The following is a 12,111-nucleotide window of genomic DNA, read 5'->3' on the forward strand; positions in this document are numbered from 1 at the left end:
CAAGATGTGCGGGTGCCGACCACCACTGACAGCACCGTCGCCGGGTGGCGGGAGTGGGTGGGTCTCCCCGGCTGCCGGGTCGAGTGGGTGAAGGCCAAGCTCGACACCGGCGCCCGCAGCTCGGCCATCCACGCGTTCGACATCCACGAGTTCGAGCGCGACGGCGAGACCTGGGTCCGATTCTCGATCCACCCGTGGCAGCGCAGCCGCGAGGACGCGACGACCGTCGAGAGCCCCGTCCACGACCGCCGCGTCGTGCGCAGCTCGTCGGGCCACGAGACCGAGCGGTACGTCGTGCGGATGGACGTCGCCCTGATGGGCCGGACCGTCACCACCGAGATGACGCTGTCCAGCCGCGACCAGATGGGCTTCCGTCTGCTCATCGGCCGCGAGGCGCTGCGCCAGGGCTTCGTCGTCGACCCGGCGCAGTCCTACCTGGGCGGCAGGCCGAAGCGGGCGGTACGCCGGCGCAACCGGGGCCGCTGATGCCCCGCGAGTCGTTCGCGATCGGCCCGGCGCGCGTCCGCGCGGGCGCCACGCGGGACCTGGAGCTCCCGATCACCCGGCTGATCACCGGTGCCGACGTGTCCCTCCCGGTGCGGGTCCTGCACGGCCGGGAGGACGGCCCGGTCGTCTGGCTCAACGCCGCGACGCACGGCGACGAGGTGGTCGGGGTCGAGGTGATCCGGCGGGTGCTCGCGTCGATCTCGCCGAGGACGATGCGCGGCACGCTGATCGCCGTACCGGTCCTCAACGTGCTCGGCGTGATGTCCGGTGAGCGCTATCTGCCCGACCGCCGCGACCTCAACCGCTCGTTCCCCGGCTCCGCGCGCGGGTCCCTGGCGAGCCGGATCGCGCACCTGATGATGACCGAGGTGGTGGCGAAGTGCGAGGTCGGCATCGACCTGCACACCGGCTCCGATCGGCGCGCGAACCTCCCGCAGATCCGCGCCGACCTCGACGACCCGCGGACCCGCGAGCTCGCCCTGGCGTTCGGGGCGCCGGTGCTGCTGCACGCGCGGGTCAGGGACGGGTCGCTGCGGCACGCGGCGCGCGAGCGCGGCGCCACCGTGCTGCTCTACGAGGGCGGCGACAACTGGCGGTTCGACGAGTGGGCGGTGACCGCCGGGACCGACGGCGTACGCCGCGTCCTCGGCGCGCTCGGCATGGTCGACGGGCCCGAGGAGCCGGGCGGCCCGAGCGTCGAGTGCCGCGCCAGCGGCTGGGTCCGCGCCCGGCACACCGGATTCCTGCACCTCGACGCCCGGCTCGGCCAGCAGGTCGAGACCGGTGAGCGGCTGGGCAGCGTGTCCGACTCGTTCGGGAAGACGCTCCGGCTGGTCCGCGCCGACCGGACCGGCATCGTGATCGGCCGGAGCGAGGCGCCGGTCGTGAACGGCGGCGACGCCGTGGTCCACATCGCCTCGACGGAGGTGCGCTGAGGGTCCATGCTGGCGAGATGGTGGTCCTGGTGCCGCGCCAGCTGCGGATGACCGGCATGACCGGCAGCGTGCCCTACTACGGCGGGCGGATGTCGCCCGCGCAGGCGTACGCCGCCTCGCACCCGCCACCCCCGCCCTCGCCGCCCCCGCCTCCGGACCCGCCGGGCGATCCCGTCGCGGACCTGGACCGGCTGCTCGAGAAGGGCGTGCTCACCCGGGGGGAGTACGACGAGCTCCGGGCCCGGGTCACGTCGTGACCGGCCCGGTGCAGGTGCTCGTCGTCGGGTTCGACCAGCCGTCGTTCTCCGGGGCGGTGGTCGAGGAGCTCGGGCGGCTGCGCGAGGCCGGCGTCGTCCGCCTGGTCGACGTGCTGCTCGTGCACCGACTCCGGGACGGCAGCTTCGAGACGCTGCCACCGCCGGCAGGAGCCGATCCCGGCCTCGGCACCCTGGCGGCCGAGCTGCTCGGCGGCGGTGACGGCGAGCCCGGGGACGGCTGGTCGCTCGCGGACGCCGTACGGCCCGGCAGCGTCGCGGCCGTCGCCCTGCTGGAGCACCTGTGGGCCGAGCCGCTGGTCGGGGCGATCCGCCGTGCCGGTGGCGAGGCCCTCGCCGAGGGGTGGCTGGACCCGGAGGACCTGACCGGCCTGTAGTGGCGGAGAAGCCCGGTCCCGCCCTCGGGGCGTACTGCGGGAGCTGCCGCTGGATCTGCGCCGGCGTCACTGGGCGGTCGTCCACGGACGCGCGCCGACCAGGAACCCGGCCGCGGCGAGCACGACGGTCGCGGCGAGGCGCCGGGATGGCGACCGGCTGGGACCAGGCTGTCGGTTGCCTGTGACCCCGGGCAGGAGTGCCGGCGCAGCGGCGGGGCACACTGCGCACATGTCGCTCGGGTCCCGGCTGCTGTTCGTCCTGTCCACGCTCGCCCTCGTCACCGGGTCGCTGACCGCCGGTGCCCACGCCGCTCGGGCGGTGCCGAGCGAGCTCGCGTTCGACGCCCGGCCGGCGTACGCCGGCAGCGACACCACTCTCCGGCTCACGCTCTCGGTCGAGGGTGGCGGGCCGATCGGCGACGCGGAGGTCACCCTCGAGCGGCGCACGGCGAGCGGCTGGACGCCGATCGGCACCGTCACCACGGACGCCGACGGCCACGCGTCCCGGCAGCTGCGGCTGGAGCGCACGCCGGCGGAGAACCTGGTGCGCGCGACGTACGCCGGCGACCCCGACCACGCGCCGGTCACCGAACGCACCCGCCTGGAGCTCCGCCGCCGCGGCAGCGCGGTCGTGGTGCGGGGGCCGGGGCAGGTCGAGGACGGCCAGGCGGTGCCGGTGCGGGTCCGCTGGACCACCCGGTCCGGGACGCCGGTCGAGGGGGTGGTCAAGCTGTTCCGCTCGCTCGGCTCGGGGCCGTGGCGGAAGGTCCGGCTGCTGCACACCGGCGCCGACGGGCGGGCGCAGCTGAGCACGAGGCCGAGACAGGACTCGCGCTGGCGTGCGCGCGCCGTCCCGCAGGCGTGGGTCGAGGGCGACGAGAGCCCCGTCCACCGGGTCGCGAACATCCCGCCCGGCGTACCCGTGAAGCTGCCGAGCGCAGCGCCGAGACCGCGCCGTTCGCTGCCCGACCAGCCGCACGCCGTCGGTGCGGGGGCGAACGTCCGGATCACCGCGATACCCGACCGGACGTGGGGCCAGATGACCGGTGTCAGCTGGCACCGCGGCTGCCCGGTCGGCCGGGCCGGGCTGCGGCTGGTGCGCGTCAACTACTGGGACTACCGCGGCTACCCCCGGCGCGGCGAGCTGGTCGCGAGCGCGAGCGCCGCGCACGCGATGGGTGCCGCGCTCGCCGAGATGTTCCGGCGCTCGCTGCCGATCCGGGCGATGTACCGCGTCGACCGGTTCGGCTGGGGCGCGCGCTCCCGCGGCGCCGACGACTACGCCTCGATGGCCGCCGGCAACACCTCGGCGTTCAACTGCCGCGACGTCACCGGTCGGCCCGGCGTCCGCTCGCCGCACAGCTACGGCCGCGCGCTCGACCTGAACACCTGGGAGAACCCGTACCGCTCCGCCCGGGGCACCGTGCCCAACACCTGGTGGCAGGGCCACGCCCACCCGCGGGTCGCGTGGCGGTCCCGCTCGCACGCGGTCGTGCGGCTGATGGCCCGGCACGGCCTCCGCTGGACCTATGGCCTCGGCGACACCCAGCACTTCGACTACGTCGGCAGCTCGGCTCGCGCGATGGTCGGGCCCCGGCCGTGCGACCGCTTCTGCGACTAGGGTCCGTGCATGCTCGCGTTCCTGATCGCCGGCGTGATCCTCGGCGTGCTCGCCCGGGTGTTGCACCACGACGCGGACGACCCGAACCCGATCCTGACGGTGGTCGTCGGGGCGGCCGCCGCCGTGGTCGCCGGCGCGCTGATGAACCTGGTCCTGAGCGACCCGGTCACCGACCTGGGTGCGTGGAGCTTCACCGCCGCCTGCGTGGTGTCGTTCGTCGTGCTCGGCATGCTCGAGGGCGTGTGGTGGCGCCGCTCGTGACCGACCCCGGCTGCGTCTTCTGCTCGATCGTGGCCGGCGACGTACCCGCCGACGTGGTGCTCGACGACCCGGACTTCCTGGCCTTCCTCGACCGGCGACCGGTGTTCAAGGGCCACATGCTGCTCGTCCCGCGCGAGCACGTGGTCACCCTGCCCGATCTCCCCGCCCGCCTCCGGGACGGGTTCCTCGAGGCCGGGCAACGGCTCGCCACCGCCGTGGTCGAGGGTCTCGGCGCGCAGGGCAGCTTCGTGGCCATGAACAACGTCGTCAGCCAGTCCGTGCCGCACCTGCACCTGCACGTCGTGCCGCGGACCAAGGGCGACGGGCTGCGCGGCTTCTTCTGGCCGCGCACGACGTACGCCGACGGCGAGGCGGCTGTGTACGCCGCTCGGCTGCGCGCTGCGGTCGGCTGAGGCGGCGGGTTTCTCCGGCTGACCGGAGAAACCCGCTCGACACGCCGGGGCCCGACGGCGTGTCCGTCGGGTTTCCCACGACAACCCCGCCCGGGCGACCGAGCCACGGACTCCCCGACCGCCAGCGGCCGGGTACGCCGCGCGGGTGCGCCCCGGGGTCGGCTGAGGCGTCGGGTTTCTCCGGCTGACCGGAGAAACCCGCTCGACACGCCGGGGCAGGCCGGCGTGTCCGTCGGGTTTCCCACGACAACCCCGCGCGGGGGACCGAGCCGCGGGCCCCCGACCACCGGCGGCGAGGCGTCGCCTAGGGTGTGGTGCCGACAAGCCGGACACCGAGACAGGAGCCACACCCATGGGGCGTTTTGACGGACGCGTCGTCGTCGTCACCGGAGCTGCGCGCGGCATCGGGTTCGGCACCGCCACCCGCTTCGCCGAGGAGGGCGCGTCGGTCGCGGTCCTCGACCTCGACGAGGCCGGCGCCGCCGAGGCGGCCGCGAAGCTGCCCGTCGTCGACGGCGCCACGGCGGTCGGCATCGGCTGCGACGTCAGCGACGCCGCCTCCGCCGAGGCCGCCGTGGGGCGGGTGGTGAGCGAGCTCGGCGGGATCCACGTGCTGGTCAACAACGCCGGCATCACCCGCGACAACCTGCTGTTCAAGATGTCCGACGACGACTGGGACCTCGTCATGAACGTCCACCTCCGCGGTGCGTTCCTCATGACGCGGGCGGCGCAGAAGCACTTCGTCGAGCAGAAGTACGGCAAGATCCTGAACCTCTCGAGCGTCTCCGCGCTCGGCAACCGCGGCCAGGCCAACTACTCGGCCGCGAAGATGGGCATCCAGGGCTTCACCCGTACCCTCGGCATCGAGCTCGGCCCCTTCGGCATCAACGCCAACGCGATCGCGCCCGGCTTCATCGCCACCGACATGACCGACGACACCGCGCGCCGGCTCAAGATGGAGCCCGAGCAGCTGCGCGAGATGACCGCCCAGGCCAACCCGGTACGCCGCGTCGGCTACCCGGAGGACATCGCGGCCGCCGCTGCCTTCCTCTGTAGCGACGAGGCGTCGTACATCACCGGCCAGACGCTGTACGTCGACGGCGGCGCCAAGCTCGGGTGACACCCGCGCGCCTCCCCATGCCTGCCGTCCGGATAGGCACACTGGAAGTCGACCAGAACACACGAGTTTGACGAATCGGAGCGAACCCCCGTGCGCCGTACCCACCTGATCCCCGCCGTCCTCGTGGCCGCGAGCCTCGCGCTCGCCGGCTGCGGCGGAGGCGACGACGACTCGACCGCCGACGCGGGCCCGGGCGCCCAGCAGGTCGCCGCCGGCCAGGAGCTGGCGGCCACCTGGCCGCTGACCGGCCTGCCGGTGTCCGGCGACGAGGAGGCCGCCCAGGACCACCCGGTGCTGGTCGCGAAGATGGACAACACCTACTCCAGCTCGCCGCAGATCGGCCTCGGCTCGGCGGACATGGTCGTCGAGGAGCTCGTCGAGGGTGGCCTGACCCGGCTCGCGGCGTTCTACTACTCCGACATCCCCGGCAAGGTCGGCCCCGTCCGCTCGATGCGCGCCAGCGACATCGGTATCGTCGGCCCGATCGGCGCCACGATGGTCACCAGCGGCGCCGCGAACGTGACGATCAACCGGATCAAGGGCGCGGGCATCCAGTACTTCGCGGAGGGCTCGAAGGGCTTCGCGCGGGACAACGCCCGGATCGCGCCGTACAACCTGTTCGCGAACCTGCAGGACGTCGAGGCCGAGACGACGACGGACGAGGCGGCCCGGCCCGACGACTACCTGCCGTGGGGGACCGAGGACGACTTCCCCGGCGGCCAGCCGGCGAAGACGATCGCGGCGGTCTTCGGGGGCGGTCACACCACGAACTGGGCGTACAACGGCAAGGGGTACGTCAACCAGAACACCTACGCGCAGCAGGGCGACACGTTCCCCGCCGACACCGTGCTGGTGCTGCGGGTGCAGGTCGGCGACGCCGGGTACCTCGACCCGGCCGGCAACCCGGTGCCGGAGACCAAGTTCACCGGCAAGGGCGAGGCGATGATCTTCCACGACGGCCGGCTGGTGCGTGGCACCTGGCAGAAGAAGGACCTGACCGCGCCGATCACGCTCTCGACGAAGGCCGGCGAGCTGACGGTCCCGGCCGGCCACACCTGGATCGAGCTGGTGCCGGCCGCGACCGGGAACGTCACGTTCCGGAAGTAGTCGGCTCGAGGACGCCGGCGCCGGGGGAGCTCAGCTCCACCCCGCTCTCGGCGAGCGCCTGGAACCCCGCCAGGATGAACCCGATCGCGGTCTCGACGTTGGCGGCCGCCTGCTCGGGGTCGTCGGCGCCGGACACCGACTCGCCGGCCGACGACATGGCGCCGAAGAAGATCCGGGCGAACGTCTGCTGCAGGTCCTCGTCGAGGTCCCACTTGCCGGCGGCGAGCACCGAGCGGACGATCTCGAGGACGTTGGCGAACGTCGAGCGCTCCTCCTGCTCCCGGAACCGCTCGTAGCCGAGGACCGACGGGCCCTCCTGGATCACGATCCTGCGGTAGCGCGCCTCCTGGACGACCGCAAGGAACGCCCGCAGGCCGGCGGTGGCCTTCGCCCACGGGTCGCGGTGGCCCTTGAGTGCCTTCTGGATGGCCCGCGCGGCGTCGCTCTCGACGCGCTCGAAGACCGCCTCGAACAGCGCCTGCTTGCCGCTGAAGTGGTGGTAGAGCGCCCCCTTGGTGACCCGGGCGCCGGCGACGATCGCGTCGAGCGAGGTGGCGGCGTACCCGTGCTCGGTGAACAGCTGCTCGGCGACGTCGATCAGCGCCCGCTTCGTGGAGGCGGAGTACTGCTGCCGGCGGCTGGTCCCCGGGACGCCGGGGACCTTCGGGACGAGCTTGCTGACCGAGGACTTGCTCATAGAACCGTGAGCCTAATACCGACCGTCGGTACGGGTGACCCGGATCACCGCCGGGTCGGTTGCATACCGCGAGTACGTCTCCGTACCGTGGGTACGTACTTACAGTATGTGAGTCCCCCGAAGGAGAACCCCATGACCTGGAAGTCCTTCCACTCCCGTGGAGAGATCCTCCGCGACGTGATCACCGTGGCGAACGAGCGTCGTGACGGTCGGCTGCCGACGGACGTCGAGGGCGTCGCCGACGCGTTCGGCGACGAGCTCACCCTGCTCGGCGCCCTCCAGCTCCGCTGGCACACCCGGCTGGCCGGTCACATCGAGCGCGAGCTGATGCACCAGCCGATGGAGCTCGAGGACGCCGTCGTGGCCGCGTGGCACGCGACCGCGGACGAGCTCCCGGGCGTCCTGGCGATCATCGACCACCACCGCGACCAGCCCACGGACGGCGCGATGGCCGACGCGATGAGCACGTCGGCCGAGAAGGAGCGGATCCTGCTGGCGATGATGGCCGGCCGGGTCAGCGCCCCCGACGCCGCCGCGGTGCGCGTCGGCGCGGCCATCGAGGCCCGCGCGCGTGCGACGTACCGCCCGGTGCACGTCCCCACGTCCCGCCGAGCCGAGCACCCCACGCTGCTCGGCCGGCTCAAGGCGGTCCTCGCGGCCGCCTGATCCGACAGCCCCGGTCCCGGCGCATCCCTCCCTCCCACGGCGTCGGGCCGGGGCTGTCGCGCGTCCTTCCCCCGCGAGTGATGATGGAGTCATGGGCGAGGCGCAGGCGGGGATGCTGCTCGTGGCGACGCCTGCGCTCCTCGACCCGAACTTCGCCGACACCGTGGTGCTCCTCCTCGACGTCGACGACCAGGGCGCGCTCGGCGTCGTGCTCAACCGCCCGTCCGGTGTGCGGGTCGCCGAGGTGCTGGAGGGCTGGGGAGACGTGGTCGCCGAGCCGGATGTGCTCTTCCAGGGCGGCCCGGTCAGCACCCAGGGTGCGTTGGCCGTCGCCACGTTGCGCACCGAGGACGACGTTCCGGTCGGCTTCCGGGCCGTCGACGGGAGGCTCGGGCTGGTCGACCTGGACACCCCGCCGGAGCTGCTCGAGGGCAGCCTGGAGGGGGTGCGGATCTTCGCCGGGTACGCCGGCTGGGGGGCCGAGCAGCTCGACGTCGAGATCGAGGAGGGCAGCTGGTACGTCCTGCCCGCGCAGGTCCCCGACGTCTTCCGCGTCGATCCGCACGAGCTGTGGCGCGACGTCCTCCGCCGCCAGCCCGGGGAGCTGGCCTGGCACTCGACGCGGCCCTTCGACCCGGACCTGAACTGAGGTGCCGTGACCTGGTTGCACGCCGTCATCGACGTCCCACGGGACCAGCTGCGCCCCGCGGCGGAGTTCTGGGGCGGCCTCACCGGCTGGCCGGCGGGCGCACCGTGGCCAGGGCATCCCGAGCTGCGCAGCCTCGAGCCGCCGGACGGCTCGGCGTACCTGCACCTGCAGGAGGTCGACGGCGGGCCGCGGGTGCACCTCGACCTCGAGAGCGAGGCGCCGGACGCGACCGTCGCGCAGGCCCGGGACCTGGGAGCGAGCCTCGTCGCCGCCCGGGACCGGTGGCAGACGCTGGCGTCACCCGGAGGGCTGCCGTTCTGCGTCCTGGCGGCCGCCGACCGCCGGGCGCCGCAGCCGGTGGGCTGGCCGGGCGGCCACACCGGCCGGGTCGTCCAGGTCTGCGTCGACTCGCCGCCGGACCTCCACGAGACGGAGGTCGCGTTCTGGCGCGCCCTGCTGCCGGGCCGGTGGGTCGACTCGCCGGCCCCGGAGTTCGCCGGCAAGTGGCACGCGGACGGCTCGCCCCTGCAGCTGCTCTTCCAGTGGCTCGACGAGGCGGACGGACCGGTGCGCGCGCACGTCGACCACGGCGCCGATGACGTACCTGCCGAGGTACGCCGGGTCCGCGGCCTCGGCGCCGCCGACCTCGGCGCCGGCCCGGGCTGGCACGTCCTGCGCGACCCCGCGGGGATGGTCTTCTGCGTGACCGCCAACCGGCCCGAGGGTGTGGAGGACCGCGACCTCGGCTGACCCCGCTGACGTAAGGTGACCCTGTGACCACCATCGGCTTCTCGACAGACACGGACGTCCGCGAGGACCGACGTACCGTCCCGACCGACGAGGGTGACCACGAGCGGTTCTCCCACTACGTGGAGAAGGACAAGCTCACCGAGGCGATGGTGATGGGCACCCCGGTGGTCGCCCTGTGCGGCAAGGTCTGGGTGCCCAGCCGCGCGCCGGAGAAGTTCCCGGTCTGCCCGGAGTGCAAGGACGTCTGGGAGTCCCTCAAGAACGACTCGGGCGAGAACGAGTGACGGGCCGGCCCGAGGCCGACCCCCAACCGAACGCGCTGACTCCGGCCTGGCCGGAGCGCGCGGCGTGGGGCACGGCGACCTCCCTCCGTGCCTGGCAGACCGCGGCCATGCGGCAGTACTTCGACACCCAGCCGCGCGACTTCCTCGCGGTCGCGACGCCCGGTGCCGGCAAGACGACCTTCGCGCTGTCGGTGGCGGCCGAGCTGCTCGGGCGCCGGATCGTCGACCGGGTCACGATCGTCGCGCCGACCGAGCACCTCAAGCTGCAGTGGGCCGAGGCGGCCGCCCGCGCGGGCGTGCCGATCGACCCGACGTACGCCGCCGGCAAGGGCCGCACGTCGCAGGACTACGTCGGCATCGCGGTGACGTACGCCGGGGTCGCGGTGAACCCGCTCGCCATGCGGATCCGCACCGAGCGGTTCAAGACGCTGGTCATCCTCGACGAGGTGCACCACGCCGGTGACGCGCTGTCGTGGGGCGAGGGCGTGCGCGAGGCGTTCGAGCCCGCGACCCGCCGGCTGGCGCTGACCGGCACGCCGTTCCGCTCCGACGTGAACCCGATCCCGTTCGTGACCTACGCCCCGGGGGACGACGGCGTCCCGCGCTCGGCCGCGGACTTCACCTACGGCTACGCGCACGCGCTCGCCGACCACGTGGTCCGCCCGGTGCTGTTCCTCGCGTACTCCGGCGAGATGCAGTGGCGCACCCGCGCCGGCGACGAGATCGCCGCGCGGCTGGGGGAGCCGCTCACCAAGGACCTGACCAACCAGGCGCTGCGCACCGCCCTCGACCCCGGCGGCTCGTGGATGCCGGCGGTCCTCGCCGCCGCCGACAAGCGGCTCTCGGAGGTGCGCCGGCACGTGCCCGACGCCGGCGGCCTCGTGATCGCCTCCGACCAGGACTCCGCCCGGGCCTACGCGAAGCTGCTGAAGGGCATCAGTGGCGAGTCCGCGACCGTGGTGCTCTCCGACGAGAAGCTCGCGTCCAAGCGGATCAGCGAGTTCACCTCGAACGACAAGCGCTGGATGGTTGCGGTCCGGATGGTCTCCGAGGGTGTCGACGTGCCGCGACTCGCCGTCGGCGTCTACGCGACCACCACGTCGACGCCGCTCTTCTTCGCCCAGGCCGTCGGCCGCTTCGTCCGCGCCCGGAACCGCGGTGAGACGGCATCGGTGTTCCTGCCGTCGGTGCCGCACCTGCTCGGCCACGCCTCGGAGATGGAGGTCGAGCGCGACCACGTGCTGGGTCGCCGCGTCACCGACGAGGACGACATCTTCGCGGCCGAGAACGAGCTGCTCGCGCAGGCGAACGCCGGCGAGGCGGCGTCCGACGACCTGCTGGCGTCGTGGGAGGCGCTCGGCTCCGAGGCCCGCTTCGACCGGGTGCTGTACGACGGCGGCGAGTTCGGCCACTCCGGAGAGGTGCACGTGGGCTCGGAGGAGGAGATGGACTTCCTCGGCATCCCCGGCCTCCTGGAGCCGGGCCAGATGCGCGAGCTGCTGCAGCACCGGCAGAGCGAGCGCGCGAGGAAGCAGCAGGCGAGCCGGGTCGAGCAGGCCGCCGACTCGCTCGCCGAGGTCTCCACGCACGAGCAGCTGGCGGTCCTCCGCCGCGAGCTCAACGGCCTGGTCGCCGCCTGGCACCACCGCACCGGACAGGCCCACGGCATCACCCACGCGGCGCTGCGCAAGGAGTGCGGTGGCCCGGCGGCGGCCGTCGCCACCGCCGAGCAGCTGCACGCCCGGATCGACCGGATCCGGGAATGGGCCCTGCGCAAGACGTCCTGAATCCCCCTAGGGTGGGGCCGTGCCGGCTGAGACCTCGCAGACGCTGGACCGTGGGCTGCGCGTCCTGGACGTGCTCGCCGCCTCGACCGGTGGGCTGACCGTGACCGAGCTGGCCGCGCGCCTCGAGGTGAACCGGACCGTCGTCTACCGGCTCGTCAGCACGCTCGAGCAGCACGCGCTGGTACGCCGGGACCCGCGCGGCCGGCTGCACGTCGGCCTCGGGGTGCTGCACCTGGCCTCCGCCGTGCAGCCGGTGCTGCGCGACCTCGCCGTACCCGTGCTGCGGGAGCTCGCCGAGAGCGTCGGCTGCACGGCACACCTGACCGTCGCCGACGGCGAGGAGGCGCTCGCCCTCGCGGTGGTGGAGCCGTCGTGGACCGACTTCCACGTCAGCTACCGGGTCGGGTCCCGGCACCCGCTCACCCGCGGTGCCGCCGGCAAGGCGATCCTGCTGGGGCGTCAGCCCGACGCCCAGCCGTTCGCGGTCACCCAGGGCGAGCTGCAGCCGGGCGCCCGCGGCCTCGCGGTGCCGGTGCCGGGCATCGACGGGCTGGAGGCCAGCGTCGGGATCGTCACCCTCGGCGACATCGACGTCGACGCGATCTCCCCGCGGGTGCGCCGGGCGGCCGCCGAGGTCGCGGCGAGGCTCTCCTAGGAGGATT

General features: G+C 73.7%; 16 protein-coding genes. 15 read left to right on the top strand and 1 reads right to left on the bottom strand.

The window, feature by feature from the left end:
* The first annotated feature begins 12 nt into the window (after positions 1-12).
* The 9 genes from ACVW2K_RS09325 (at position 13) to ACVW2K_RS09365 (ending at position 6,616) form a co-directional block, all read left to right on the top strand.
* The gene (locus ACVW2K_RS09325) at positions 13-486 is read left to right on the top strand and encodes an ATP-dependent zinc protease family protein (RefSeq protein WP_457202321.1); all 474 of its coding nucleotides are present in this window, start codon (positions 13-15) and stop codon (positions 484-486) included.
* Positions 486-1,442 carry a succinylglutamate desuccinylase/aspartoacylase family protein gene (locus ACVW2K_RS09330; protein WP_457202322.1) on the top strand — a complete coding sequence of 319 codons (957 nt, stop codon included), beginning with the start codon at positions 486-488 and terminating at the stop codon, positions 1,440-1,442. Before ACVW2K_RS09325 ends, ACVW2K_RS09330 begins: the two co-directional genes overlap by 1 nt.
* Before the next feature lie 17 nt (positions 1,443-1,459).
* On the top strand, positions 1,460-1,699 hold the full coding sequence (locus ACVW2K_RS09335; protein WP_457202323.1) for a hypothetical protein: 240 nt from the start codon (positions 1,460-1,462) through the stop codon (positions 1,697-1,699).
* Complete coding sequence (locus tag ACVW2K_RS09340) at positions 1,696-2,094, top strand: hypothetical protein (RefSeq protein WP_457202324.1); 399 nt, start codon at positions 1,696-1,698, stop codon at positions 2,092-2,094. The genes ACVW2K_RS09335 and ACVW2K_RS09340 overlap by 4 nt, the downstream gene beginning before the upstream one ends.
* A gap of 229 nt (positions 2,095-2,323) precedes the next feature.
* Positions 2,324-3,715: a M15 family metallopeptidase gene (locus ACVW2K_RS09345; RefSeq protein WP_457202325.1), complete on the top strand. Its 1,392-nt coding sequence runs from the start codon at positions 2,324-2,326 to the stop codon at positions 3,713-3,715.
* 9 nt (positions 3,716-3,724) lie between these two features.
* On the top strand, positions 3,725-3,976 hold the full coding sequence (locus ACVW2K_RS09350; RefSeq protein WP_028638978.1) for a hypothetical protein: 252 nt from the start codon (positions 3,725-3,727) through the stop codon (positions 3,974-3,976).
* Entirely contained in the window at positions 3,973-4,389 is a 417-nt protein-coding gene (locus ACVW2K_RS09355; protein WP_457202326.1) for an HIT family protein, read from the top strand. The genes ACVW2K_RS09350 and ACVW2K_RS09355 overlap by 4 nt, the downstream gene beginning before the upstream one ends.
* 352 nt (positions 4,390-4,741) lie before the next feature.
* On the top strand, positions 4,742-5,509 hold the full coding sequence (locus ACVW2K_RS09360; protein ID WP_028638976.1) for an SDR family NAD(P)-dependent oxidoreductase: 768 nt from the start codon (positions 4,742-4,744) through the stop codon (positions 5,507-5,509).
* Between the two features lie 90 nt (positions 5,510-5,599).
* Positions 5,600-6,616, top strand: coding sequence for a DUF3048 domain-containing protein (locus ACVW2K_RS09365; protein WP_457202327.1), 1,017 nt, complete (start codon positions 5,600-5,602; stop codon positions 6,614-6,616).
* On the opposite strand, the gene ACVW2K_RS09370 is transcribed toward ACVW2K_RS09365, so the two are convergent.
* Positions 6,600-7,313: a TetR/AcrR family transcriptional regulator gene (locus ACVW2K_RS09370; protein ID WP_457202328.1), complete on the bottom strand. Its 714-nt coding sequence runs from the start codon at positions 7,311-7,313 to the stop codon at positions 6,600-6,602. The two genes, ACVW2K_RS09365 and ACVW2K_RS09370, sit on opposite strands and share 17 nt — an antisense overlap.
* A 132-nt stretch (positions 7,314-7,445) precedes the next feature.
* Between ACVW2K_RS09370 and ACVW2K_RS09375 the strand changes: the two genes are divergently transcribed.
* From ACVW2K_RS09375 to ACVW2K_RS09400, 6 genes are all read left to right on the top strand, one after another.
* Entirely contained in the window at positions 7,446-7,979 is a 534-nt protein-coding gene (locus ACVW2K_RS09375; protein WP_457202329.1) for a hypothetical protein, read from the top strand.
* Positions 7,980-8,070: 91 nt separating this feature from the next.
* Positions 8,071-8,628 (top strand): YqgE/AlgH family protein, encoded by a 558-nt coding sequence (locus ACVW2K_RS09380; protein ID WP_028638972.1) that lies wholly within the window; start codon positions 8,071-8,073, stop codon positions 8,626-8,628.
* A 6-nt stretch (positions 8,629-8,634) separates the two neighbouring features.
* Positions 8,635-9,378 carry a VOC family protein gene (locus ACVW2K_RS09385; protein WP_457202330.1) on the top strand — a complete coding sequence of 248 codons (744 nt, stop codon included), beginning with the start codon at positions 8,635-8,637 and terminating at the stop codon, positions 9,376-9,378.
* A 32-nt stretch (positions 9,379-9,410) separates the two neighbouring features.
* Entirely contained in the window at positions 9,411-9,662 is a 252-nt protein-coding gene (locus ACVW2K_RS09390; RefSeq protein ID WP_028638970.1) for a DUF3039 domain-containing protein, read from the top strand.
* Positions 9,659-11,449 (top strand): DEAD/DEAH box helicase, encoded by a 1,791-nt coding sequence (locus ACVW2K_RS09395; protein ID WP_028638969.1) that lies wholly within the window; start codon positions 9,659-9,661, stop codon positions 11,447-11,449. Before ACVW2K_RS09390 ends, ACVW2K_RS09395 begins: the two co-directional genes overlap by 4 nt.
* A 19-nt stretch (positions 11,450-11,468) precedes the next feature.
* Entirely contained in the window at positions 11,469-12,104 is a 636-nt protein-coding gene (locus ACVW2K_RS09400; RefSeq protein ID WP_028638968.1) for an IclR family transcriptional regulator, read from the top strand.
* Positions 12,105-12,111: the final 7 nt, after the last annotated feature.

Source organism: Nocardioides sp. HB32 (assembly GCF_054058995.1).

Coding starts and splice junctions, on each gene's coding strand:
- ACVW2K_RS09330 (WP_457202322.1), top strand. CDS start 486: ATGCCCCGCGAGTCGTTCGCGATCGGCCCGGCGCGCGTCCGCGCGGGC.
- ACVW2K_RS09335 (WP_457202323.1), top strand. CDS start 1,460: ATGGTGGTCCTGGTGCCGCGCCAGCTGCGGATGACCGGCATGACCGGC.
- ACVW2K_RS09345 (WP_457202325.1), top strand. CDS start 2,324: ATGTCGCTCGGGTCCCGGCTGCTGTTCGTCCTGTCCACGCTCGCCCTC.
- ACVW2K_RS09350 (WP_028638978.1), top strand. CDS start 3,725: ATGCTCGCGTTCCTGATCGCCGGCGTGATCCTCGGCGTGCTCGCCCGG.
- ACVW2K_RS09360 (WP_028638976.1), top strand. CDS start 4,742: ATGGGGCGTTTTGACGGACGCGTCGTCGTCGTCACCGGAGCTGCGCGC.
- ACVW2K_RS09370 (WP_457202328.1), bottom strand. CDS start 7,313: ATGAGCAAGTCCTCGGTCAGCAAGCTCGTCCCGAAGGTCCCCGGCGTC.
- ACVW2K_RS09375 (WP_457202329.1), top strand. CDS start 7,446: ATGACCTGGAAGTCCTTCCACTCCCGTGGAGAGATCCTCCGCGACGTG.
- ACVW2K_RS09380 (WP_028638972.1), top strand. CDS start 8,071: ATGGGCGAGGCGCAGGCGGGGATGCTGCTCGTGGCGACGCCTGCGCTC.